The following is a 22,333-nucleotide window of genomic DNA, read 5'->3' as shown; positions in this document are numbered from 1 at the left end:
TGGCCGTACGGCTGATTGCCGCAATGTCCCGCAGTGCGCTTTCGGGGCACCATAGTTCGGCGCCGGGAAGGAGTCAGCCTTATGGCCGAGTCATCACTCCTTGGAGTGGCTTTGGTCAGAGACCGGCCGCTTTCGCGGCGATGTCCGTACGGTGGTGGCCACCGTCCAGACCGATCCGGTCGACCGCGCGATAGGCCCGGTCACGGGCCTTGGCGAGGTCGGAACCGGTCGCGGTGACCGACAGCACCCGGCCGCCCGCGCTGACGATCCGCCCGTCGTCCTCCCGGGTGCCCGCGTGCAGTACGTACGCGTGCTCGTCCTTCTCGGCGACGTCCGCGAGCCCGGAGATCGGGTCGCCGGTGCGCGGGGTGTCCGGGTAGTTGTACGAGGCGATGACCACGGTCACCGCCGCGCCGTCGCTCCAGCGCAGCCGCGGGAAGGCGGCGAGCTGCCCGGTGGCCGCGGCCCGCAGCAGTCCGGCCAGCGGCGTCTTGAGCCGGGCGAGTACGACCTGCGTCTCGGGGTCGCCGAAGCGCGCGTTGAACTCGATGACCCGCACACCGCGCGAGGTGATGGCGAGACCGGCGTAGAGCAGGCCCGCGAAGGGCGTGCCGCGGCGGCGCAGTTCGTCCACGGTCGGCTGGAGCACGGTCCGCTCGACCTCGTCGACGAGCTTGGGGTCGGCCCACGGCAGCGGCGAATAGGCGCCCATACCGCCGGTGTTGGGGCCCTCGTCGTCGTCCAGCGCCCGCTTGAAGTCCTGCGCGGGCTGGAGCGGTACGACCGTCTCGCCGTCGGTGACCGCGAACAACGACACCTCGGGGCCGTCGAGGAACTCCTCGATGACCACCCGGTCGCAGCTCAGCGCGTGCGCGCGGGCGGTGGCCAGGTCGCCGGTGACGACCACGCCCTTGCCCGCCGCGAGCCCGTCGTCCTTGACGACATAGGGCGCGCCGAAGGCGTCGAGCGCCACGTCGACCTCGTCGGCCGTCGTGCAGACGTAACTACGCGCGGTCGGCACCCCGGCCGCCGCCATCACGTCCTTGGCGAACGCCTTGGAGCCCTCCAGCTCCGCGGCCCGCGCCGTCGGGCCGAAGCAGTCGATGCCCCTGGCCCGTACCGCGTCGGCGACCCCGGCGACCAGCGGGGCCTCGGGCCCCACGATCACGAAGTCGGCGCCGAGGGAGACGGCGAGTTCTGCGACGGCCGCGCCGTCGAGGGCGTCGACCTGGTGCAGCTCGGCGACCTCGCCGATTCCGGCGTTGCCGGGCGCGCAGTGCAGCGAGGTGACGTCGGGGTCGAGCGAGAGGGAGCGGCACAGGGCGTGTTCGCGGGCGCCGCCGCCGATGACAAGGACCTTCACGCGCACCAGGGTAGTGGGCCGCGGGGCGGCGGGCCGCCCTCACTCTTTCGAGCGACCGCATTCATCGGCCTATACCTGATCACGCTGCCCGTATGGGCGGATATCCGGAGATCGCTACCCCGCGCTCAGCCGTTCGGCGGTAAGAAGAGTGCTTCACCACCGGGCCGGACATCCGGTGCCGAAAGCCGCATATGAGGTCCACGAGGGGCCCTTGGGGCCATACGAGGGAGCGTGCAGTGAGCCAGCCGGACATGTTTCCCGAGGAAGCGCCTCGGGACGAGCCTCAGCGGCGGGCGCTGCATCATCAGCACGAGGACCTGCGGGCGCTGCCGTTCCCGCTCGGCGACTGGGGCGAGCCCGCGGAACGCCTGGCGGAGCTGTACCGCTGGGCCGAGACGGGCGCCCTGCGCACCGCCGACTGGTACCTCGACGACCGGATCCGCAAGCGCCGCGGCGCCCGCGCCCTGCGTCTTGGCGCCGTGCTCTTCGGCACCGCCGGCGCCGCCCTGCCGCTCGTGGAGCTGACCGGCACCGCGGACACCGGCGCGAGCTGGGGCTATCTCGCGCTGCTCCTGGCGGGTGTCTGCCTCGGCACCGACCGCCTCTTCGGCCTCACCTCGGGGTGGATGCGCGACGTCGCCACCGCCCAGGCCGTCCAGCGCCGCCTGGAGTCCCTGCGCTTCGACTGGGCCTCCGAGAGCGTCCGCGAGGTCCTCGGCCCCACCGAGGGCACCGCCGCCGAGGCCGCCGAACGCTGTCTGGCCATCCTCCGCCGCTTCTGCGACGACCTCGCCGACCTCGTCCGGATGGAGACGTCCGACTGGATCGTCGAATTCGGCGGCCACACCTCCGGCGCTCCGCTGCGCACCCAGTCCGCCGCCTGGTGGCCGAGCCGCCAGGAGCCGTCGCAGGGTCCGCGCCTGGCGCACCCGAGCACGCGCCCCAACATGCCGCGCCAACGGCCGCCGGAGAGCCCGAGGTAGCCGGGGGGGGCGGCTCGCCAAGTGGCCGGGTAGCCGCGGGGCGGCTCGCCAGGTAGCGCGGTGCGGCTCGCCAAGCAGCCCGGTGCGATTAGCTGAAGACGATCATCGAGCCCTGGCCCAGGCTCCGCGTCGCCGCCGCGTGCAGGCCGAGCCACACGTGGTGTTCCCGCGCGAACGGCCCGTTGCCCACGACCGGGGAGACGGCAGGCTCCTCAAGGGTGGTGTGGTGTTCGGGCGGCGCGGGCGGCAGCGGCGGGTTGGCGGGGTCGATGCCGATGACGGGGGCGACGAATTCGAGTTCGCGCAGCAGCCCGTGGCTGGAGCCGAGGGGGCCGCCGCCTTCGAGGAGTTCGTCGTTGACGACGGGCTGGGGGAAGTCGAGGGGGACGTACGCGCCCGCGTGGTCGTAGTGCCAGACCAGGTGCGACCGCTGGGCGGTGGCCTCGAACATCTCCAGGAGCTGTTCGTAGTCGCCGCCGAGGGCGTCGACCGGGGTGACCTCGAGCCCCTGGAGGCTGAGCAGATAGGCGCGGCGCAGGAAGTGCAGGGCGTCGTAGTCGAAGCACGCGATCGGGCCGACGTCGCCCGACAGTCCCGGCATGTAGTTGTAGACGGGGACGGGCGGCTGTCCGGCGTCGTTCAATGCCTTGTCGTATCGGGCGAGTTCCTCGGAGAAGGGGTTTTCCGGGCTGTGGCAGAGCACGTCCACGAGGGGCACCAGCCACAAGTCGCAGGCCACGAACACTCCATCCGGTCGGGGGCGTACAGCCTAAAACGCCCGCGCCGGTCCCGTCATGGCCGGGCGGGGACGAGCTTTTCGATGAGGGCGCTGGTGTGGTCGCTGTGCTCCAGGGTGAGCTGCCGGGCGGTCGCGGTGTCGCGAGCGGCGACGGCGTCCACGAGGGCGACGTGGTCGGACCAGCAGACCCCGGCGGTGTCGTGCAGGGCGCGCAGGTGGGGGACGGCGTAGATCCAGGTCTGGGTGCGCATGCGGTCGAGGAATTCGCAGATGTGCGGGTTGCCGCCGAGGGCCGTCAACTCGCGCCAGAAGCGCAGGTCGCAGCCGATGAGGATGTCGAGGACACCGGAGCGGGCGGCGCGGGCGGCGGCTTCGGCGCGGCGCCGTACGGACGCGATGGCGTCGGGCGGCACGTCGCCCATGCCGACCTCGGCCATCCGCCGGAAGGACGCCTCGACGACGAAGAGCCGCGCTTCGGTGAGGGTGTGGAAGTCCTGCGCGGTGAAACGGCGGACCTGGAAGCCGCGGTGCTGCTCGACTTCGAGCAGTCCCTGTGCGGCGAGGTCGACCAGGGCCTCGCGGACGGGGGTCGCGGAGACGCCGTACAGCTCGGCGATCTCCTTGACGGTGAAGTGGCGACCGGCCTGGAGCCGTCCGGTCAGCACCTCGTCGCGCAGGGCGTCGGCGATCTGCTGGCGCAGACTGCTGCGCCGCACAGGCGATACGCCGCCGTCCGGCATGCCGTCTCCTTCGTCGTCCTTGTGCGTCGCGCGCGCCCACGTACTCCGGTGATTCGTACGTTCGTACGCGCGGGTGACTGCCGCACACGATATGCGAAGCCCGTACGCGTATGCGCGGCGAGCGGAACGGGGAACACCTCTGACCCCCTGGCGTTCATACGCTTATTCTTCGGCGTACGGGTGGGCGGCGGCGCGGTGCCGGGACGGAGCCGCACAGTGCGGAGCGGGACGGGGAAGAGCGACGATGGACGAGCTGAGGTCCGGCGATCCGCGGTCGATCGGCGCGTACCGCCTCCTGGGCAGGCTGGGGGTGGGCGGGATGGGCATCGTCTACCTGGCGCGTTCCGAGCGCGGTCGCACGGTGGCGGTGAAGCTGGTCCGCGACGAACTGGCGTCCCAGGAGGAGTTCCGCACCCGTTTCCGCCGTGAGGTGCAGGCCGCGCGCCGGGTGGGCGGGAAGTGGACCGCGCCGGTGCTGGACGCCGACACCGAGGCCGAGGTCCCGTGGGTGGCGACCGGTTATGTGGCGGGGCCCTCGCTCAGCCAGGTGATCAAGGAGTACGGTCCGCTGCCGGAGCGTTCGGTGCGGGTGCTCGCCTCCGGGCTCGCGCACGCGCTGCGCGACATCCACGCCGCCGGTCTGGTGCACCGCGATCTCAAACCCTCGAATGTGATGATCACCATCGACGGTCCGCGGGTGATCGACTTCGGGATCGCGCGCGCCCTGGAGACGGTCGTCGACGGCGGCTCCCTCACCTATACCGGCGCCATGGTGGGCTCCCCCGGTTTCATGTCGCCCGAGCAGGTGCGCGGCGACCGGGTGACGCCCGCCTGCGACATCTTCTGCCTCGGCTCGGTGCTGGCCTACGCGTCGACCGGTCTCCAGCCGTTCGGCGCGGCGGCCAGCGGTGTGCACGCCCAGATGTTCCGGATCGTGCAGGAGCCGCCCGACCTGGACAAAGTGCCCGACGGGCTGCGCGAGTTGGTGGCCGCCTGCCTGGTGAAGGAGCCCGGGGAGCGGCCCTCGCTGGCGCGGGTGCTGGAGCGGCTGGGCGAGGCGGACGGCGGGAGCGACGACAGCGCGGCGCAGGACTCGACCGCCGAGCCGTGGCTGTCCGGCGCGATCGTGGCGCAGCTCGGACGGCACGCGGTGCGGCTGCTGGAGGTGGAGGCGGCGGCGGAGTCCCCCACACCGACGGAGCTGGACGTGGGGGTCGTGGCCGTCGGCGGACCGGGCGCCCCCACGCCGACACGGGCGGACCCCGGCCATCTCTCGGGCACCGGCGCGCGCACCGACGGAGCGACCCCGGTCAGGCAACCGCCGCCGACCGCGTACTCACCGACCTACGGCTCGTACGCGCCCCCGGCCGGTGCGGCACCGGCCGGTCCGACGCCGCCCCCGCCGACGTACACGCAACCGCGGCCGGCAGGGCCGGACGCGGGCGGGCCGCGCAAGACGCGGCGCGGGCCGCTGATCGCGGCGATCGTCGCCCTGGTGGTCGTCGCAGGCGGCGTGACGGCGTACATCGCGGGCCAGGGGGGCACGAAGAACACGGCCGATCCGGACCCCGGTGTGAGCACACCCACCGGTCCGACGTCCCCGCCGACCTCGGGTCCCGCGCGGACGTCGCCGGGTCAGGCGGACCCCGCGAACGCGGCGGTGCCCGGCGGCATGGTCGGCACCTGGCGGACCTCCTTCACCAGTGACGACGCGGGCGACAACACCCGGACGCTGACGGTGAAGGCGGACGGCTCCGTGGAACTGTCGGGCGACAGCGCCTCCTACGCCTGCTTCTGGTCCATGCACGTCGTCTCAGTGGGCCCGCCGGTCGAGTTGAGCCCGTCGCAGGTGGTGACGGGGACGCCCGCGTCCTCGTGCAGCCCCGGCGACGGCACCACGCTCACCCTGGTGGACGACACCCATCTGCGCCGCGACAACCTCGACACGAGCAAGGCGCCGCTGACGTACACCAAGGTCGACCACTGACCGCGTCCGGACACAGGTAAGCCCCGCTCACCTGGGTGAGCGGGGCTTACCTACGGAGCCGCAGCCTGGGCCTGGACTTGGACTGCCTCGGCTTGGGCCTGGGGCCTGGGGCCGTTCTAGAGGAACGAGTTGATCTCGATCGTCTCGGTACGGCCGGGGCCGACGCCGATCGCGGAGATCGGCGCGCCCGACATCTCCTCCAGCGCCTTCACGTACGCCTGCGCGTTCTTCGGCAGGTCGGAGAGCGACTTGGCCTTGCTGATGTCCTCCGTCCAGCCGGGCAGGTACTCGTAGACCGGCTTGGCGTGGTGGAAGTCGGACTGGCTGTAGGGCAGTTCCTCGACCCGGCGGCCGTCGATCTCGTACGCGACGCAGACCGGGATCTGCTCCCAGCCGGTGAGGATGTCCAGCTTGGTGAGGAAGAAGTCGGTGAGGCCGTTGACCCGGGTCGCGTAACGGGCGATGACCGCGTCGAACCAGCCGCAGCGCCGGTTGCGCCCGGTGGTGACGCCGAACTCGTGGCCCACCGTGCGCAGTCGCTCGCCGTCCGCGTCGAACAGCTCGGTGGGGAACGGTCCGGAGCCCACACGCGTTGTGTAGGCCTTGAGGATGCCGATCACCCGGCTGATCTTCGTGGGGCCGATACCGCTGCCGGTGCAGGCGCCGCCGGAGGTCGGGTTGGACGACGTGACGAAGGGGTACGTGCCGTGGTCGACGTCGAGGAGCGTGCCCTGGCCGCCCTCCATCAGGACGACCTTGCCCTCGTCGAGCGCGTTGTTGAGGATCAGGGTCGTGTCGGCGACGTAGCTCCTGATCTGCTCCGCGTAGCCGAGGTACTCCTCGACGACCTGGTCGGTGCTGATCGCGCGCCGGTTGAAGAGCTTGACCAGGACCTGGTTCTTCTCGCTGAGCGCCGCGTCGACCTTCTGCTGGAGGATCGATTCGTCGAACAGGTCCTGGATGCGGATGCCCACCCGGTTGATCTTGTCGGCGTAGGCCGGGCCGATGCCGCGCCCGGTGGTGCCGATCTTGCGGTTGCCGAGGAACCGCTCCGTCACCTTGTCGATGGTCTGGTGGTACGGCGTGATCAGGTGTGCGTTACCGCTGATCAGGAGCTTGGACGTGTCGACACCGCGCTCGTTCAGCCCGCTCAGCTCGGAGAGCAGGACCGCCGGGTCGACGACGACACCGTTCCCGATGACCGGGGTGCACCCCGGTGACAGGATTCCGGAGGGGAGGAGATGCAGTGCGTACTTCTGGTCGCCGACGACGACCGTGTGGCCGGCGTTGTTGCCGCCCTGGTATCGCACCACATAGTCCACGGAGCCACCGAGCAGGTCGGTGGCCTTCCCCTTGCCCTCGTCACCCCACTGAGCACCGAGCAGCACAAGTGCGGGCACAGGCGTACACCCCTTCCGGGCGGGGCATGTCCAACGTGCAGAGAGCCGTCGAACCTGCCCCGGAATAGACGAAGCCCCTGACGCAAAGGCGCAAGGGGCTCTTGCACCGAGATTTTACCTGAGGAAGGACCAAGGTGTCGGCCGTGTCTCCTGGGCATCCTCCCCCGGACTCCGGCCGGGGGCACCCCCTGCTCCTGGTCATCGACCCCGCGGCACGCGCGGTCGACGGCGAATCCGTGCGGATCGCCAAAGATGTCCTGTGCGCGGGCGCGTACTCCGTAAAAGTTTGCGTCCCGGATTCCGCGGAGGAGGCGGAGCGCGCGCTGGCGCACCGCGGTCGCCGTCACCCTGTGGTGCTCGGCGACGACGCGGCGCTGCTGCGGATGGTGCGCGCGCTGCACCGCGACCGCACGCTCGGGGAGGCGCCGGTCGCGCTGGTGCCGATCGGGCCGCGGTCCGCGCTGGCCCGCGGCCTCGGTGTGCCGGGCCAGGTGCTGGCGGCGGCGCGGGCGGTGCTCGACGGCGTCGAGCGGGAGCTCGACCTGCTGGTCGACGAGAGCGGCGGGATCGTGCTCGGCACGCTGAGCATCCCGTGCGGCACCCCGGTCTCGCAGACCGCCGCGCACTGGTGGACGCCGGTCGAGAAGACCGCCCGCTCCCTGGTCCGCACCCTCACCGCGCCGATCCCGGTCAACGGTCAGCAGCCGCGGCAACGGCTGCGCGTGGAGGCCGACGGCGTGCTGCTGGCCGATCTGGACCAGCCGGTGCAGGAGATCTCGGTCCGCACCTCGCCGTCGGGCGTGGCGGAGGTCTTCGTCCGCCGCACGGAGGGCGCGGAGCACGTACGCGCGCAGGCGCGGACCATCACCGTCTCGGGCCGTGACTTCCGCTACCGCGCGGATTCCGCCGTCACCGGGCCGGTGCGCAGCCGTACGTGGACGGTGGAGCGGTCGGCGTGGCGGCTGACGGTGCCGCGCTGAGGGCGGCAGGAGCGTTTCAGCGGGCCGCGCGTCACATCGTGGCCTTGTGCTCCCGCCAGCGGTCCATCATCGCGCCGAGCTCCCTTTGCAGGAACTCGAAGAAGGCGGCGGTCTCGGCGAGCCGCTGACCGGCGTCCGTCTCCTCGCCGACGGTGTCTATTCCGGTGCGCAAGGTGTTCTCCCAGCGGGCGAGCACGCCGCTGCGGCTGGTGAACGTCTCGTACCACTGGTCGTGGTGCACCCGGTAGAGCTCGCGGCGCGAGCCGGGGTCGCGCTCGCGGTGCACCATGCCGACCTGGGCGAGGTAGCGCACGGCGCCGGAGACCGCGGCCGGGCTGACCTGGAGCCTTTCGCTCAGCTCGGCGGAGCTGAGCGCGCCGTTCTCGGACACGAGCAGCGCGGAGAAGACCCGGGCGGCCATCCGCTGCATTCCGGCCTCGACCATCTCGGCGGCGAAGCGCTCGATGAACGTCAGCACCTCCGCAGGTCTCTCGTCGTCCCGCGGGTCCGCCATGGCCGCCGCCTCCCTCGTCCGATCCGACCAAGTCACGCTGAGTGAAGTTTATCCGCTTCGTTATCTTCACAAATTTCTGAATGTACTGTAGCTTCACAAGCATGACGGACGCAATCATGGTGGCCGGGCTCCGCAAGACCTTCGGCCGCACACACGCACTCGACGGACTCGACCTGTCCGTCCGCACCGGCGAGGTGCACGGCTTCCTGGGTCCCAACGGGGCGGGGAAGTCCACCACGATCCGCGTCCTGCTCGGCCTGATCAGAGCCGACGGCGGCGAGGCCCGGCTGCTCGGCGGCGATCCGTGGCGGGACGCGGTGGCCCTGCACCGGCGGATCGCCTATGTGCCGGGCGATGTCACGCTGTGGCCCAATCTCAGCGGCGGCGAGATCATCGACCTCTTCGGCAGACTGCGCGGCGGAGGCGGCGGAGGCGGCGGAGGCGCTGTCCGCGGCCGGTGGCGCGGGCGCGGGGAGACCGGCGAGCGGGGCGACGGCGGTGCCGCGAGCCGGAAACAGGAACTGCTCGACCGGTTCGAGCTGGATCCGACGAAGAAGGGCGGCGCGTATTCGAAGGGCAACCGGCAGAAGGTCGCCCTGGTCGCCGCCTTCGCCTCGGACGCCGACCTGCTGATCCTGGACGAGCCGACCTCGGGACTCGACCCGCTGATGGAGGAGGTCTTCCAGGGCTGCGTGGAGCAGGCCAGGGACCGCGGGGCGACCGTGCTGCTGTCCAGCCACATCCTCAGCGAGGTCGAGGCGCTCTGCGACCGGGTCAGCATCATCCGCCAGGGCCGCACCGTGGAGACCGGCGCCCTCGGCGAGCTGCGCCATCTGACCCGCACGAGCGTCACCGCCGAACTGGCCGCCCCACCGCACGGCCTCGACGAACTGCCCGGCGTGCACGACGTGGACGTCAGCGGGCACCACGTCACCCTCCAGGCCGACACCGACAAGCTCGACGCCCTGCTGCGCGCTCTCGCCGACACCGGCGTCCGCAGCCTCACCAGCCGCCCGCCCACCCTGGAGGAGCTGTTCCGCAGGCACTACGAGGACCCGGACGCCGACGGTCACGCGTCGGCTGTCGAGGGCCCGGCCGGTACGCCGTCCGGACCCGACGGGCCGTCCGCTACCGATACGTCCGCATCCGGTACGCCGTCCGCGACCGGTCCGCGTAAGGCGACGCCCCGATGAGCGGCTTCGCGGGCACCGGCGCCCTCACCCAACTGGCCCTGCGCCGCGACCGGCTGATGATCCCGGCCTGGCTGTACGTGCTGGCCGCGTCCGTCATCGGCACCGCCGCCTCCTTCCGCACGCTCTACGGCGACCAGGCCGACCGCGCGGACCTCGCGCGCAGCACCAACGCCAGCGCGCCGCTGCGCGCGCTCTTCGGACCCATCTACGACTGGGACACGATCGGCGCGCTCACCGGCTGGCGGATGGGCGTGCTCGGCGCGTCCCTCACCGGGCTGATGAGCATGCTGATCGTCGTCCGGCACACCCGTGAGGAAGAGGAGACCGGCCGCCAGGAAATGCTCGGCGCGACCATGGTCGACCGCCGGGCCCCGCTCACCGCCGCCCTGTCGGCCGCCGCGACCGCCGACGTCGCCATCGCCCTGGTCGTCCTGTGCGGCATGACCGTGCTCGGCCAGAGCCTGACGGGCTCGGTCGCGCTCGCCGTCGCCCTCGCGGTCGGCGGCATGATGTTCGCCGGGGTCGCCGCGGTGACCGCCCAGCTCACCGAGACCGCGCGGCTCGCCAAGGGCGTCGCGGGAGCCGTGCTAGGCGGCGCCTTCCTGCTGCGCGCCGCCGGGGACGCCGCGACCACCGACTCCTCCTCGCCCCTGGTGTGGATCTCACCGCTGGGCTGGCTCGAACACCTCCACCCGTACGCCGACGAGGCGTGGTGGGTGCTGCTGCCCGCCGCCGCCTTCGCCGTACTGACCTGCGGCGCCGCGTACACGCTGGTCGCCCGCCGGGACACCGGGGCCGGTCTCCTGCCCGCCCGTCCGGGACCCGCGTGGGCGGCCCGCTCGCTGAACGGACCCGTCGCCCTGGCCTGGCGGTTGCAGCGCGGCACCCTGTACGCGTGGGCCGCGGGCCTGGCGGTCGCGGGCGGGGTCTACGGCTCGGTCACCGACTCCGTCGGGGATCTGATCGGGGGCAACGGCCAGGTGGACGACATCTTCCAGCGGATGGGCGGCCACCAGGGCCTGACCGACGCGTTCCTGTCGACCTCGATGGGCCTGCTCGGCATCATGGCCGCCGTCTTCGCCGTGCAGAGCGTGCTGCGGCTGCGCACCGAGGAGACCGGGCAGGGCGCGGAGGCCGTGCTCGCCCAGTCGGTCGGCAGGGTGCGCTGGGCCGCGAGCCACCTCGTCCACGCGCTGCTCGGCACCGTCGTCCTGCTGGCCGCCGGCGGCCTGCTGATGGGCCTGGCCTACGGCGGCGCCATCAACGACATCGGCGGGCAGGTCCCCCGGCTGATCGGGGCGGCCGTCGCGCAGGCGCCCGCCGTGTGGGTGCTGATCGGGCTCGGCACCCTGCTGTTCGGCCTGCTGCCGAGGGCGTCCACGGCCGCCTGGGGCCTGCTCGGGCTCTTCGTGATGATGGGTCAGCTGGGCCCGCTGCTGCGGCTGCCGCAGCCGCTGCTCGACCTCTCGCCGTTCACCCACGTGCCGAAGCTGCCCGGCGGCGATATCACCGCGACGCCGTACGCCTGGCTGATACTCGTGACCGCCGGGACCCTCGCGGCCGGCCTGGCCGGGCTTCGCCGCCGCGACCTCGTCACCGGCTGACCCGCGGCGATCCCCGCAGGGCCGTGCGCGCGAGCCCGTCGTACGGTCCTGCGCCCGTCCGCCCCACCGTCCTGCGCACGGTCCCGCGCCGTCACCAGGTGACCAGCAGCTCCTCCGGTCCGCGGATCACATAGCCGGGGCTCCAGGCGGGCTCGGCGACCAGCCGCAGGCCGGGCGCCTGGCGCAGGAAGGTGCCGAAGGACGCGCCGAGTTCGAGGCGGGCCAGCGGGGCGCCGAGGCAGTAGTGGATGCCCGCGCCGAAGCTGACGTGCCGGTTGTCGGCGGCGGGGCGGGTGACGTCGAAGCGGTCGGGGTCGGTGAAGCGGGCCGGGTCGCGGTTGGCGGAGCCGAAGAGCAGGGCGACCTCGGAGCCGCGCGGGATGACCGTGCCGCCGACCTCGATGTCGTCCAGCACCCAGCGTTCGAACATCTGCAAGGGAGTGTCGTAGCGCAGCATCTCGTCCACGCCGTCCCGCAGCCGGTCGGGGGCGTCGTAGAGGAGCCGGAGCTGGTCGGGGTGCCGGAAGAGGTTGAGCCAGCCGATGGTGGTGGTGTTGACCGTGGCCTCGTGGCCCGCGTTCAGCAGCAGCACGATGGTGGAGATCATCTCCTGCTCGCTGAGCACGTCCCCGTCCTCGCGGGCCGCGATCAGCGCGCTGATCAGGTCCTCGCCGGGGTCGGTGCGCCGGGCGGCGATGAGTTCGTGCAGATACGCGGAGAACTCCTCGCTGGCGGCGACCGCGCGGCGGGCGCTCTCCTCGGTGGGGTTCAGCTCGAACATCCCGGTGATCGCCGCCGACCAGGGCCGCAGCAGACCGCGGTCGGCGGCCGGGATGCCCAGCATCTCGGCGATGACCGCGACCGGCAACGGCTCGGCGACCCGGGAGAGCAGGTCGCCGCCGCCGTCGGCGTGCAGGGAGGTGATGAGTTCGGCGGCCAGGCGCTCGACGGTGGGGGCCAGATTCTCCACCGTGCGCGGAGTGAAGGCCTTGGCGACCAGGCGGCGGATGCGGGAGTGCGCGGGGGCTTCGAGGTCCAGCATCCCGTTGCCGTTGAGCGTGGTGAACGGCTCGTGCTCGGGAGGCGGTGCCTCGCGGCCGAACTCCTCGTGGGTGAAGCGGTGCAGGTAGGTGCGGCCCAGACGGCGGTCGCGCAGCAGGGCGTTGACGTCGTCGTAGTGCGGGATGAGCCACTGCCTGGTCGGCTCGAACCAGTGCGCGCGGCCGGCCGCGCGCAGGGCCTCGTAGGCCGGGTAGGGGTCGGCGACGAAGGAGGGCGACCAGGGCTCGAAGGCGGGTCCGGGCGAAGGGGCGGCGGGTGACGCCGGAGAGGTGGGTGTCATGGCAGATCGATGAGTCCGTGTTCGCGTAGGTAGGCCAGCTGGGCCTGGACGGAGAGCTCGGCGGCGGGCCACAGGGAGCGGTCGACGTCGGCGTAGACGTGGGCGACGACGTCGGCGGCGGTGAGCAGCCCCGACTCGACGGCGGTCTCGACCTGGGCGAGCCGGTGGGCGCGGTGGGCGAGGTAGTACTCGACGGCGCCGCGGGCGTCGGTGAGCACGGGGCCGTGCCCGGGCAGCACGGTGTCCACCCCGCCGTCGACCGTCAGGGCCTGGAGCCGCCGCAGCGAGTCCAGGTAGTCGCCGAGCCGCCCGTCGGGGTGCGCGACCACGGTGGTGCCGCGGCCCAGCACGGTGTCGCCGGTCAGGACGGCGCCGTCGGCCGGGAGGTGGAAGGAGAGCGAGTCGGCGGTGTGGCCGGGTGTGGAGACGACCTGGAGTTCCAGGCCGCCGGTGGTGACGGTGTCGCCCGCGGCCAGGCCCTCGTCGCCGAGCCGCAGCGCCGGGTCCAGGGCCCGTACGCGGGTGCCGGTCAGCTCGGCGAAGCGGGCCGCGCCCTCCGCGTGGTCGGGGTGGCCGTGGGTGAGCAGGGTGAGGGCGACGCGCTTGCCCGCCCGCTCGGCGACCTCCACCACGTGGGCGAGGTGGCCCTCGTCCAGCGGGCCGGGGTCGATGACGACGGCCAGCGGTGAGTCGGGTTCGGCCACGATCCAGGTGTTGGTGCCGTCCAGGGTCATCGCCGAGGGGTTGGGAGCCAGCACGCACAGGGCGCGGGCGGTGGCCCGGCCGCCGATGGTGGCGCGCGGCTCGCCGGGCGGCTTCGCGGCGGTCATCGGCCCGCTCCCTCGTCCCGGGCCCGGTCCGGGTCCTCGCTCCGCACCGCGTCCTGAGCCCGGCCCTGATCCTGAGCCCGGTCCTGGTCCTGAGCCCGGTCTTGGTCCTGGTCCCGGCTCTGGCCCCGGTCCGGCAGCGGGCCCGCCGTGCCCGGGATGAAGCGGGTGAACTCGTCGTGGCCCGGCCAGGTCAGGACGACGTCGCCGTGCTCGTCGAGGGCGGCGCGGGCCAGGACCGGGGTGAGGTCGCGGTCACCCGTGGCGGTGAGCGCGTCCGCGGCCGAGGCGTACGGCAGCAGGTCGCGCAGGGTGGTGACGGTCGGCGGCAGCATGCTCAGCTCGCCGCGGTCGTAGCCCGCGACGGCCGCGGCGGGCGGCAGCCACACGGTGTGGTCCGCCTCGCCCGACACGTCCCGCGTGCGCTGCCCGGCCGGGAGGGTGGCGAGGAAGAACCAGGTGTCGTAGCGGCGCTCCTCGAACTCCGGGGTGATCCAGCGCGCCCAGGGGCCGAGCAGGTCGGAGCGCAGGACGAGTTCGCGGCGGGCCAGGAAGTCGGCGAAGGACAGCTGGTGACCGGCCAGCGCGGCCCGGTCCGCCTCCCAGTCCGCCCCGGTGATGTCGGCGACGACGGTCTCGGGGTCGGGCCCGGCGAGCAGCACCCCCGACTCCTCGAAGGTCTCCCGCACCGCCGCGCACACCACGGCCTGCGCGACCGCCTCGGTCGCCCCCAGCGCCGCCGCCCACGCCTCCAGCGACGGCCCCGCCCACCCCACGGGACGCTCGTCGCGCGGGTCCACGCCGCCGCCCGGATACGCGTACGCGCCCCCGGCGAAGGCCATGGAGGCGCGTCTGCGCAGCATGTGGACGGCGGGTCCGCCGGCGTCGGTGTCCCGCAGCAGCAGTACGGTCGCCGCCCGCCGCGGCGTGACGGGGACCAGTTCCCCGCTCGTCAGCGCCCGGATGCGGTCCGGCCACGAGGCGGGGAACATCTGTCCGTCGGTCCTGGTCATGGGCGGGATGCTACGTCCATCCGGCGCGATGTTCGAGAGCCGCCGCCCGCAGGGAGCCCCCCGCGACGTTCGAGAACCGCCGCCCGCAGGGAGCTGCCCGCGACGTTCGAGAGCCGCCGCCCGCAGGGAGCTCCCCCGCGGGCGCCGGACAGGCGGACTCAGTCCGTCAGCTCGACCTGGACCTCGACCTCGACCGGGGCGTCCAGCGGGAGGACGGCCACGCCGACGGCGCTGCGCGCGTGCACGCCCTTCTCGCCGAGGACCTCGCCGAGCAGTTCGCTGGCGCCGTTGATCACACCGGGCTGGCCGGTGAAGTCGGGGGCGGAGGCGACGAAGCCGACGACCTTGACCACACGGGCGATCCGGTCGAGGTCACCGATGACCGAGCGGACGGCGGCCAGCGCGTTGAGCGCGCAGGTGCGGGCCAGGTCCTTCGCCTCGTCGGCGGTGACCTCGGCGCCGACCTTGCCGGTCAGCGCGAGCTTGCCCTCGACCATGGGGAGCTGCCCCGAGGTGAAGACGTACCGCCCGGAGATCACCGCGGGCTGGTAGGCCGCCAGCGGCGGGACCACGTCCGGCAGCGTCAGCCCCAGCTCCGCGAGCCGCGCGTCGACGGCGCCGCTCACGCCGCCTTCTCCCGCTTGAAGTACGCCACGAGCTGCTCGGGGCTCATCCCCGGCACGACCTGCACCAGTTCCCAGCCGTCCTCGCCCCACGTGTCGAGGATCTGCTTCGTCGCGTGCACGAGCAGCGGCACGGTCGCGTATTCCCACTTCTTCGCCATACGGCGACTGTAGTGCCTCCCCGGCGGCCGTCCGGCACGGCGCTCCCCGACCGGCGGGGACCGTACGCGGACCACGTCCGGACCCCTGCCGCGCCCCCGCTCGGCCCCGCGCCGCCGCCCCGGATCGACACCCGGCGGTCATCGCGCCGTCACCCCAACCGGACGGCCGCCCGAGTACGGGGTGCCTTCAGTGGTTAGGCTCGCAAGGTGAGCCCTCAACAGTCTTCCGCCGTCAGGCTCCACATCGTGACGGGCAAGGGCGGCACGGGAAAGACCACGGTCGCCGCCGCGCTGTCCCTCGCGCTCGCGTCCGAGGGACGGCGTGTGCTGCTGGTCGAGGTGGAGGAGCGGCAGGGCATCGCCCAGCTCTTCGAGACCGAGGCGCTGCCGTACCAGGAGCGGAAAATCGCCTCCGCACCCGGCGGCGGCGAGGTGCACGCGCTGGCCATCGACGCCGAGCTGGCGATGCTGGACTACCTGGACATGTTCTACAAGCTCGGCCGCGCCGGGCGCGCGCTCAAGAAGCTCGGCGCGATCGACTTCGCCACCACCGTCGCCCCCGGGCTGCGGGACGTGCTGCTGACCGGCAAGGTGTGCGAGGCCGTCCGCCGCAAGGACAAGGCGGGCTGGCCGGTGTACGACGCGGTGGTGCTCGACGCCCCGCCCACCGGGCGGATCACCCGCTTCCTCAACGTCAACGACGAGGTCGCCGGGCTGGCCCGGATGGGCCCCATACACAACCAGGCGCAGACCGTGATGCGCGTGATGAAGTCCCCGCAGACGGCCGTCCACCTGGTGACGCTCCTGGAGGAGATGCCGGTCCAGGAGACGATGGACGGCGTCGCGGAACTGCGCTCCGCCGGGCTGCCGGTGGGCGCCGTCATCGTCAACATGGTGCGCCCCGTGCTCCTGGAGGACGCGGCCCTCGCCCAGGTCACCGACCTCCCGGCGGTCGGCAGCGGTGGCGGCGTCGGCAAGCGGCGCACGGCCGTCGCCAAGGCGCTGTCCCAGGCCGGGCTCGGCGGCGCCCGGCGCGGCGGGGTCGCCGAGCGGCTGGTCGACCCGCTGCTGACCCAGGCGTACGAGCACGCCGAGCGGGTGGTCCTGGAGCGCGAGCAGCGCGCCGAGATCGGCGGACTCGGCCTTCCCGTAAGGGAGTTGGAGCTGATCGGCGAGGGCGTGGACCTCGGCGGGCTCTACCGGCTGGCCGACAGCCTGCGCAAGCAGGCCGTGCCGGGCTTCGGCGGCACCTTCGCGGAGGACGGCGCCCGCGGGAAATCCGCCGCTCACCCGGACGAAGACACCGATGACGCCGACGTTGACGGCCCGGACGCCGGTGGCGCCGCTGCGGGCGCCGAGGGTGACGGCTCGAAGGCCGATCGTGCCGCTGCGGACGCCGCCGCTCACCCGGACGAAGACACCGACACCGGAGACGAGGCCTGACCCATGAGCCTGGAGAGCCCCGTGCTGGAGATCGACCCGCTGCTCGACGACCCCAAGACGCGGATCATCGTGTGCTGCGGTTCCGGCGGTGTCGGCAAGACGACGACCGCCGCGTCCCTGGGCGTACGCGCGGCCGAGCGCGGCCGTACAGCCGTCGTACTCACGATCGACCCGGCGCGGCGGCTGGCCCAGTCCATGGGCCTGACCGAACTGGACAACACCCCGCGCGAGGTGGCCGGAATTGATCGGTCCGCCGGCGGTTCGCTGCACGCGATGATGCTGGACATGAAGCGGACCTTCGACGAGGTCGTGGTCCAGCACTCCGATCAGGAGCGGGCCCGCGCGATCCTGGAGAACCCCTTCTACCAGTCCCTGTCGGCCGGTTTCGCCGGCACGCAGGAGTACATGGCGATGGAGAAGCTGGGCCAGCTCAGGGCCCAGGACGCCTGGGACCTGATCATCGTCGACACCCCGCCGAGCCGCAGCGCACTGGACTTCCTGGACGCGCCCAAGCGGCTCGGCTCCTTCCTCGACGGCAAGTTCATCAAGCTGCTGATGGCCCCGGCCAAGGTCGGCGGCCGGGCCGGGGTGAAGTTCCTCAACATCGGGATGTCGATGATGACCGGCACCCTCAGCAAGGTGATGGGCGCCGGGCTGCTGCGCGACGTGCAGACCTTCGTGGCCGCCATGGACACCATGTTCGGCGGCTTCAGGACCCGCGCCGACGCCACGTACCGGCTGCTCCAGGCGCCGGGCACGGCCTTCCTGGTGGTCGCCGCCCCGGAGCGGGACGCCCTTCGGGAGGCGGCCTACTTCGTGGAGCGCCTGGCGGCCGAGGACATGCCGCTCGCCGGTCTCGTACTCAACCGCGTCCACGGCAGCGGCGCCGCGCACCTCACCGCGGAGCGGGCGCTGGCCGCCGCCGAGGCCCTGGAGGAGGCGCTGGAAGAAAATCTTGCGGACGGCGGCATTGTGGATCATCCGACCGGGAAGGCTGACTCCCAGCGGGCCTCCGCATCCAGTCCAGCAAGCACCGCCGGCAGCTCGAGCGCCAGCGGTTCAGGCACGTCCAGCACTGCGAGCACGTCCAGCACAGCGACCGCGGCCGGTACCGAACGGCTGGCCGCCGGATTGCTGCGCCTCCATGCCGAACGCATGCAGGTGGTCGCGCGTGAACGACGCACGCGCGACCGCTTTGTGTCCGTCCACCCGGAGGTGCCCATGGTGGACGTGACAGCGCTGCCCGGTGACGTACACGATCTGACCGGGTTGCGGGCGATCGGCGAGCAGTTGGCGGACGGTCGGCCCGCGGCTGCGTAGTGGTGCGAGGTCGGATCGCGGCCGCGTAGTGGTGCGAGGTGGGACCGCGCGGTGACGCGGGGCCGGACCACGTACATCATGGTGCGGTTCTGACCGGTCGTCAGCCCGCAGCGGCGTAGTCGTCCTCGTCGTCGAGCGGGATGAGGCCGGTGCTGCGCTCATACTCGGTGCGTGCCGTCTCCAGCAGTCTGCGCCACGAGGTCACCATGGGGCGCCGTCGCAGCAGCGCACGGCGTTCACGCTCGGTCATACCCCCCCACACGCCGAACTCCACCCGGTTGTCGAGCGCGTCCGCCAGGCACTCGGTCCGCACCGGGCAGCCGGTGCACACCGCCTTGGCCCTGTTCTGAGCCGCGCCCTGGACGAACAGCTCGTCCGGATCTGTGGTCCTGCACGCCGCCTGCGTGCTCCAGTCGGTTACCCAGCTACTCATGCTGGCGCCGTCCTCTCCCGAATCGAGGCTCCCCCACGGCGGCAAGCGGCATATTCACCGTTGCCAGTTGAGGACGTTACGGAAGGTAGGCGCGGCGCAACAGCCCTTTCCGGCCCAATCTTGCATGGCCCGAACGGACTATGCGTGCGCGGGAGATCACCCAACGGAGTGAGGCGGGCTTATGCGGCACCAATATCGGACTTAAGAGGCGAAGCGGCACACATCGTCTCGCCATAAGGGACAAGTCCCTCGGCATATGCCGAATTTCGGGCAGTTCTCATCACTCACAAGAGTGACGATGGAAGGCAGAAACGCGCCCGACGATCGCGCCCTGTCCGTTACAGAGTAGGCGAACAGTTGGGCGCACGTCCGGGGAATCGCAACGTAGGCTGCCTCCATGGCACACAAGCGATCGGGCGGGGGGCTGAGCACAGCCCAGCAGGCCGCCAAGTTCCTCGGCGTCAGCGTGCTCTCCGGCGTGGTCCTCGCGGGCATCGCGCTGCCCGCCGTGGGCGCGCTCGGCCTGTCGGCCAAGGGCACCGCGGCCGGCTTCGACGACCTGCCGGGCGAGCTGAAGACCCCGCCGCTCAGCCAGGCGTCGAAGATCCTGGACGCGCACGGCGGCCTGATCGCCACGGTCTACTCGCGCGACCGCACCGTCGTCCCGATCGAGGACATGAGCCCCAATGTCCTCAGCGCCATCGTCGCCATCGAGGACTCGCGCTTCTACGAGCACGGCGCGCTCGACCCCAAGGGCATCCTGCGCGCGCTCAGCAACAACGCGTCGGAGGGCGGCACCCAGGGTGCCTCGACCCTGACGCAGCAGTACGTGAAGAACGTCTTCGTGGAGGAGGCGGGCGACGACCCCAGCAAGGTCGCCCTCGCCACCCAGCAGACGATCGGCCGCAAGATCAAGGAAATGAAGTACGCGATCCAGGTCGAGAAGGAACTCGGCAAGAAGAAGATCCTGGAGAACTACCTCAACATCACCTTCTTCGGCGAGCAGGCGTACGGCGTCGAGGCCGCCTCGCAGCGGTACTTCAGCAAGCACGCCAAGAACCTGTCGCTCACCGAGGCCGCGCTGCTGGCGGGCCTGGTCCAGTCGCCGAGCCGCTACGACCCGATCAACGACGAGCAGGAAGCCCTCAAGCGCCGCAATACGGTGCTGGCGCGCATGGCGCAGCTCAAGGACATCACCCCTGAGCAGTCCGCCGCCGCGCAGAAGGCGCCGCTCGGCCTGAAGGTCAGCTCGCCGAAGAACGGCTGCATCACCGCCGTCAACGGCGCGGGCTTCTTCTGCGACTACGTGCGCAACACCTTCCTCACCAACGCCGCCTTCGGCAAGACGAAGGAGGAGCGCGCCAAGACCTGGGACACCGGCGGTCTGACCGTCAAGACCACGCTCGACCCCAAGGCGCAGGCGGGTGTGCTGGACGGCATCAGCAAGCACGTCTACAAGAGCGACGCCATCGCCGCCGCCGTCACCCTGGTGGAGCCCGGCACCGGCAAGATCGTCGCGATGGGCCAGAGCAAGCCGTACGGCTTCGGCAAGAACGAGACGCAGATCAACTTCTCGGTCAACGCCAACATGGGCGGCGGCCAGGGCTTCCAGAACGGTTCGACGTTCAAGCCGATCACGGCCGCCGCGGCGCTCGAAGCGGGCTACAAGCCGGACCAGTCGGAGCCGTCGCCGAACAAGATGACGTATCCCGACGTCACGACCTGCGACAACAACACGATCCACGGCACCGACGAGACGGGCAACGAGGACCCGTCCGAGGTGGGCCCGTACCAGATGCCCGAGGCGCTGAAGAAGTCGATCAACACCTACTTCCTCCAGCTCGAGAGCCAGACCGGGCTCTGCCCGATCGTCAACATGGCGACCAAGCTGGGCCTCAACCGCGCCGACGGCAAGCCGCTGAACCAGATCGCCTCGCTCACCCTCGGCACCAACGAGGTGTCGCCGCTCAACGTGGCCGCCGCGTACGCCGCCTTCGCCAACCGCGGCGTCTACTGCACGCCGATCGCCATCCAGTCCGTGACGGCCGCGGGCGGCAAGAAGCTGACGGTGCCCAAGTCGCTCTGCTCGCAGGCCATGTCGCAGAACACGGCCGACACCATCAACACGATGCTCAAGGGCGTCGTCGACGACGGTACGGGCGAGGCGGCCAACCTGGACGACGGCCGGGACACCGCCGGTAAGACCGGTACGACCGACGACCGGTGGGCGGCCTGGTTCGCCGGCTACACGCCGAACATGGCGGCGGCCGTGTGGATGGGTGACCCCAAGCACTCCAAGAAGATGAAGAACATCACCATCGGCGGCAAGTACTACCCGCTGGTATACGGCGCCGACGGCCCCGCCCCCATCTGGAAGGACGCCGTCTCCGCGTCCCTGGAGGGCAAGCCGGTGCTCAGCTTCGTGACGGTGCCGCTCAACATCCCGGACAAGGGCAAGAACCCTCCGGCGTCGCCCGATCCGAACAACCCGGGCAACGCCACCAACACCGACAACAAGCACAAGGGCCGCGGCCACGGCCCCGGCGGCGTCACCACCATGGGCACGACCACCGGCGCCATCACGGCGGGCGCCACCGGCGGCGGCACCAACGGCGGTGCGACGGCGGGTACGACCGTGGGCGCGACCGGCGCCAACGGCGCCACCAACGGCAGCCCCAACCCCTTTCCGACCTTCCCCGGCCTGACCACCGGCGGCGGGAACGGCCGGGCCGGGGGTACGACGGGGGCGACGTAGGGGTCGACGCAGGCCGACGCAGGCCGACGCAGGTGTGAGGCGTCGGCCCGCGCATAAGTGACGTCGTAAGGGGCGCCCTCCTGGGAGGGCGCCCCTTACGCGTGAGGTCTGCTGATGAGTGCGGCGGATCAGCCCGCGAGCTGGCGCTTCACCTCGGCGGCCACCCGGCCGCCCTCCGCGAGCCCGGCCACCTTCGGGTTGACGATCTTCATGACGGCGCCCATGGCGCGCGGTCCCTCGGCCCCCGACTCGGCGATGGCGTCCCGGACGATCGCGGTCAGCTCCTCGTCCCCGAGCTGCTTGGGCAGGTACTCCGCCAGCACCTCGCCCTCGGCGCGCTCCCGCTCCGCCGACTCCGCCCGGCCGCCCTGCGCGAAGGCCTCGGCCGCCTCCCGCCGCTTCTTCGCCTCGCGCGTGATCACCTTCAGCACCTCGTCGTCGGAGAGGGTGCGCGCGGTGGTGCCCGCGACCTCCTCCTTCGTGATGGCCGTGAGGGTCAGCCGGAGCGTGGCGGAGCGCAGTTCGTCGCGTCCCTTGATCGCCTTGGTGAGGTCGTCGTGCAGTCGCTGCTTGAGCGTGGTGGTCATACGCCGAGTTTCGCATCCCTGCGGGGCGGTCGCGCCGCATATACGAGGGAGGTGGGGGGCGACTGCCCGTCGGGGGCTGTGCGGCTGTCCGTGGCAGGGTGCGCCCGGCTGTCCGTCGAGGGCCCGTGCGGCTGCCCAGTGTGGCTGCCCATGTCAGGGTGCGCCCGGCTGAAGGGTGCGCCCGCCTGAAGGGTGCCCCCGGCTGAAGGGTGCGCCCGCCTGAAGGGTGCCCCCGGCTGAAGGGCGCGCCCGCCTGAAGGGTGCCCCCGGCTCAAGGGTGCGCCCGGCACCGGTCGGGGGCCTTGGCGCGCGCACGGCCCGGACTC

General features: G+C 72.0%; 20 protein-coding genes. 8 read left to right on the top strand and 12 right to left on the bottom strand.

Annotation, left to right across the window (positions count from 1 at the left end; genetic code table 11):
• Window positions 1-115: 115 nt before the first annotated feature.
• Window positions 116-1,363 (bottom strand): phosphoribosylamine--glycine ligase, encoded by a 1,248-nt coding sequence (gene purD, locus ACFZBB_RS33135; protein ID WP_391130425.1) that lies wholly within the window; start codon window positions 1,361-1,363, stop codon window positions 116-118.
• A 236-nt stretch (window positions 1,364-1,599) separates the two neighbouring features.
• Here purD and ACFZBB_RS33130 point away from each other — a divergent pair, with 236 nt between their 5' ends.
• Window positions 1,600-2,346, top strand: coding sequence for an SLATT domain-containing protein (locus ACFZBB_RS33130; protein ID WP_391130422.1), 747 nt, complete (start codon window positions 1,600-1,602; stop codon window positions 2,344-2,346).
• Window positions 2,347-2,434: 88 nt separating this feature from the next.
• Here ACFZBB_RS33130 and ACFZBB_RS33125 read toward each other — a convergent pair whose 3' ends face one another.
• Window positions 2,435-3,085, bottom strand: a complete 651-nt coding sequence (locus ACFZBB_RS33125) for a hypothetical protein (RefSeq protein WP_188284155.1) — start codon at window positions 3,083-3,085, stop codon at window positions 2,435-2,437.
• 53 nt (window positions 3,086-3,138) lie between these two features.
• Window positions 3,139-3,825 carry a GntR family transcriptional regulator gene (locus tag ACFZBB_RS33120; protein ID WP_391130419.1) on the bottom strand — a complete coding sequence of 229 codons (687 nt, stop codon included), beginning with the start codon at window positions 3,823-3,825 and terminating at the stop codon, window positions 3,139-3,141.
• 244 nt (window positions 3,826-4,069) lie between these two features.
• Here ACFZBB_RS33120 and ACFZBB_RS33115 point away from each other — a divergent pair, with 244 nt between their 5' ends.
• Window positions 4,070-5,812 carry a protein kinase gene (locus ACFZBB_RS33115; RefSeq protein WP_391130416.1) on the top strand — a complete coding sequence of 581 codons (1,743 nt, stop codon included), beginning with the start codon at window positions 4,070-4,072 and terminating at the stop codon, window positions 5,810-5,812.
• 116 nt (window positions 5,813-5,928) lie between these two features.
• Here the strand turns inward: ACFZBB_RS33115 and ACFZBB_RS33110 are convergent, their stop codons facing one another.
• Window positions 5,929-7,212, bottom strand: a complete 1,284-nt coding sequence (locus tag ACFZBB_RS33110; RefSeq protein WP_391130413.1) for an adenylosuccinate synthase — start codon at window positions 7,210-7,212, stop codon at window positions 5,929-5,931.
• A 134-nt stretch (window positions 7,213-7,346) separates the two neighbouring features.
• Here ACFZBB_RS33110 and ACFZBB_RS33105 point away from each other — a divergent pair, with 134 nt between their 5' ends.
• The gene (locus ACFZBB_RS33105; RefSeq protein ID WP_391130409.1) at window positions 7,347-8,192 is read left to right on the top strand and encodes a diacylglycerol kinase family protein; all 846 of its coding nucleotides are present in this window, start codon (window positions 7,347-7,349) and stop codon (window positions 8,190-8,192) included.
• A gap of 31 nt (window positions 8,193-8,223) precedes the next feature.
• Here the strand turns inward: ACFZBB_RS33105 and ACFZBB_RS33100 are convergent, their stop codons facing one another.
• On the bottom strand, window positions 8,224-8,706 hold the full coding sequence (locus ACFZBB_RS33100) for a MarR family transcriptional regulator (RefSeq protein WP_391130406.1): 483 nt from the start codon (window positions 8,704-8,706) through the stop codon (window positions 8,224-8,226).
• 101 nt (window positions 8,707-8,807) lie between these two features.
• Here ACFZBB_RS33100 and ACFZBB_RS33095 point away from each other — a divergent pair, with 101 nt between their 5' ends.
• Both ACFZBB_RS33095 and ACFZBB_RS33090 read left to right on the top strand, forming a co-directional pair.
• Window positions 8,808-9,899, top strand: coding sequence for an ATP-binding cassette domain-containing protein (locus ACFZBB_RS33095; RefSeq protein WP_391130403.1), 1,092 nt, complete (start codon window positions 8,808-8,810; stop codon window positions 9,897-9,899).
• Window positions 9,896-11,503, top strand: coding sequence for an ABC transporter permease (locus tag ACFZBB_RS33090; protein ID WP_391130400.1), 1,608 nt, complete (start codon window positions 9,896-9,898; stop codon window positions 11,501-11,503). Before ACFZBB_RS33095 ends, ACFZBB_RS33090 begins: the two co-directional genes overlap by 4 nt.
• Window positions 11,504-11,594: 91 nt before the next feature.
• On the opposite strand, the gene ACFZBB_RS33085 is transcribed toward ACFZBB_RS33090, so the two are convergent.
• The 5 genes from ACFZBB_RS33085 to ACFZBB_RS33065 form a co-directional block, all read right to left on the bottom strand.
• The gene (locus tag ACFZBB_RS33085; RefSeq protein WP_391130397.1) at window positions 11,595-12,845 is read right to left on the bottom strand and encodes a cytochrome P450; all 1,251 of its coding nucleotides are present in this window, start codon (window positions 12,843-12,845) and stop codon (window positions 11,595-11,597) included.
• Window positions 12,842-13,675 carry an MBL fold metallo-hydrolase gene (locus ACFZBB_RS33080; protein WP_391042643.1) on the bottom strand — a complete coding sequence of 278 codons (834 nt, stop codon included), beginning with the start codon at window positions 13,673-13,675 and terminating at the stop codon, window positions 12,842-12,844. Before ACFZBB_RS33080 ends, ACFZBB_RS33085 begins: the two co-directional genes overlap by 4 nt.
• Window positions 13,672-14,685, bottom strand: coding sequence for an NUDIX hydrolase (locus tag ACFZBB_RS33075; protein ID WP_391130394.1), 1,014 nt, complete (start codon window positions 14,683-14,685; stop codon window positions 13,672-13,674). The genes ACFZBB_RS33080 and ACFZBB_RS33075 overlap by 4 nt, the downstream gene beginning before the upstream one ends.
• A gap of 158 nt (window positions 14,686-14,843) precedes the next feature.
• Window positions 14,844-15,311, bottom strand: a complete 468-nt coding sequence (locus ACFZBB_RS33070; protein WP_391130392.1) for an Atu1372/SO_1960 family protein — start codon at window positions 15,309-15,311, stop codon at window positions 14,844-14,846.
• Window positions 15,308-15,469: a DUF4177 domain-containing protein gene (locus ACFZBB_RS33065; RefSeq protein WP_188284144.1), complete on the bottom strand. Its 162-nt coding sequence runs from the start codon at window positions 15,467-15,469 to the stop codon at window positions 15,308-15,310. The genes ACFZBB_RS33070 and ACFZBB_RS33065 overlap by 4 nt, the downstream gene beginning before the upstream one ends.
• Before the next feature lie 207 nt (window positions 15,470-15,676).
• On the opposite strand from ACFZBB_RS33065, the gene ACFZBB_RS33060 reads away from it, so the two are divergent.
• Together ACFZBB_RS33060 and ACFZBB_RS33055 are read left to right on the top strand one after the other, a co-directional pair.
• Window positions 15,677-16,912: an ArsA-related P-loop ATPase gene (locus ACFZBB_RS33060; protein WP_391130389.1), complete on the top strand. Its 1,236-nt coding sequence runs from the start codon at window positions 15,677-15,679 to the stop codon at window positions 16,910-16,912.
• A gap of 3 nt (window positions 16,913-16,915) precedes the next feature.
• Entirely contained in the window at window positions 16,916-18,232 is a 1,317-nt protein-coding gene (locus ACFZBB_RS33055; protein ID WP_391130386.1) for an ArsA-related P-loop ATPase, read from the top strand.
• Window positions 18,233-18,332: 100 nt separating this feature from the next.
• On the opposite strand, the gene ACFZBB_RS33050 is transcribed toward ACFZBB_RS33055, so the two are convergent.
• Window positions 18,333-18,665, bottom strand: coding sequence for a WhiB family transcriptional regulator (locus tag ACFZBB_RS33050; protein ID WP_093716024.1), 333 nt, complete (start codon window positions 18,663-18,665; stop codon window positions 18,333-18,335).
• A 397-nt stretch (window positions 18,666-19,062) separates the two neighbouring features.
• Between ACFZBB_RS33050 and ACFZBB_RS33045 the strand changes: the two genes are divergently transcribed.
• A complete protein-coding gene (locus ACFZBB_RS33045) occupies window positions 19,063-21,420 on the top strand; it encodes a transglycosylase domain-containing protein (protein WP_391130383.1) in 2,358 nt (785 codons plus the stop codon).
• A gap of 128 nt (window positions 21,421-21,548) precedes the next feature.
• Here ACFZBB_RS33045 and ACFZBB_RS33040 read toward each other — a convergent pair whose 3' ends face one another.
• The gene (locus ACFZBB_RS33040; RefSeq protein WP_391042635.1) at window positions 21,549-22,007 is read right to left on the bottom strand and encodes a GatB/YqeY domain-containing protein; all 459 of its coding nucleotides are present in this window, start codon (window positions 22,005-22,007) and stop codon (window positions 21,549-21,551) included.
• Window positions 22,008-22,333 lie beyond the last annotated feature (326 nt).

The sequence above is a fragment of the Streptomyces sp. NPDC008139 genome, from assembly GCF_042957025.1.
In the GTDB taxonomy this organism is placed as follows: domain Bacteria; phylum Actinomycetota; class Actinomycetes; order Streptomycetales; family Streptomycetaceae; genus Actinacidiphila.
Note: the sequence above shows the minus strand (reverse complement) of the source record. Positions and strands in the feature narration are given on the sequence as shown.

Coding starts and splice junctions, on each gene's coding strand:
- ACFZBB_RS33120 (WP_391130419.1), bottom strand. CDS start 3,825: ATGCCGGACGGCGGCGTATCGCCTGTGCGGCGCAGCAGTCTGCGCCAG.
- ACFZBB_RS33115 (WP_391130416.1), top strand. CDS start 4,070: ATGGACGAGCTGAGGTCCGGCGATCCGCGGTCGATCGGCGCGTACCGC.
- ACFZBB_RS33100 (WP_391130406.1), bottom strand. CDS start 8,706: ATGGCGGACCCGCGGGACGACGAGAGACCTGCGGAGGTGCTGACGTTC.
- ACFZBB_RS33095 (WP_391130403.1), top strand. CDS start 8,808: ATGACGGACGCAATCATGGTGGCCGGGCTCCGCAAGACCTTCGGCCGC.
- ACFZBB_RS33090 (WP_391130400.1), top strand. CDS start 9,896: ATGAGCGGCTTCGCGGGCACCGGCGCCCTCACCCAACTGGCCCTGCGC.
- ACFZBB_RS33085 (WP_391130397.1), bottom strand. CDS start 12,845: ATGACACCCACCTCTCCGGCGTCACCCGCCGCCCCTTCGCCCGGACCC.
- ACFZBB_RS33080 (WP_391042643.1), bottom strand. CDS start 13,675: ATGACCGCCGCGAAGCCGCCCGGCGAGCCGCGCGCCACCATCGGCGGC.
- ACFZBB_RS33075 (WP_391130394.1), bottom strand. CDS start 14,685: ATGACCAGGACCGACGGACAGATGTTCCCCGCCTCGTGGCCGGACCGC.
- ACFZBB_RS33065 (WP_188284144.1), bottom strand. CDS start 15,469: ATGGCGAAGAAGTGGGAATACGCGACCGTGCCGCTGCTCGTGCACGCG.
- ACFZBB_RS33055 (WP_391130386.1), top strand. CDS start 16,916: ATGAGCCTGGAGAGCCCCGTGCTGGAGATCGACCCGCTGCTCGACGAC.
- ACFZBB_RS33050 (WP_093716024.1), bottom strand. CDS start 18,665: ATGAGTAGCTGGGTAACCGACTGGAGCACGCAGGCGGCGTGCAGGACC.
- ACFZBB_RS33045 (WP_391130383.1), top strand. CDS start 19,063: ATGGCACACAAGCGATCGGGCGGGGGGCTGAGCACAGCCCAGCAGGCC.
- ACFZBB_RS33040 (WP_391042635.1), bottom strand. CDS start 22,007: ATGACCACCACGCTCAAGCAGCGACTGCACGACGACCTCACCAAGGCG.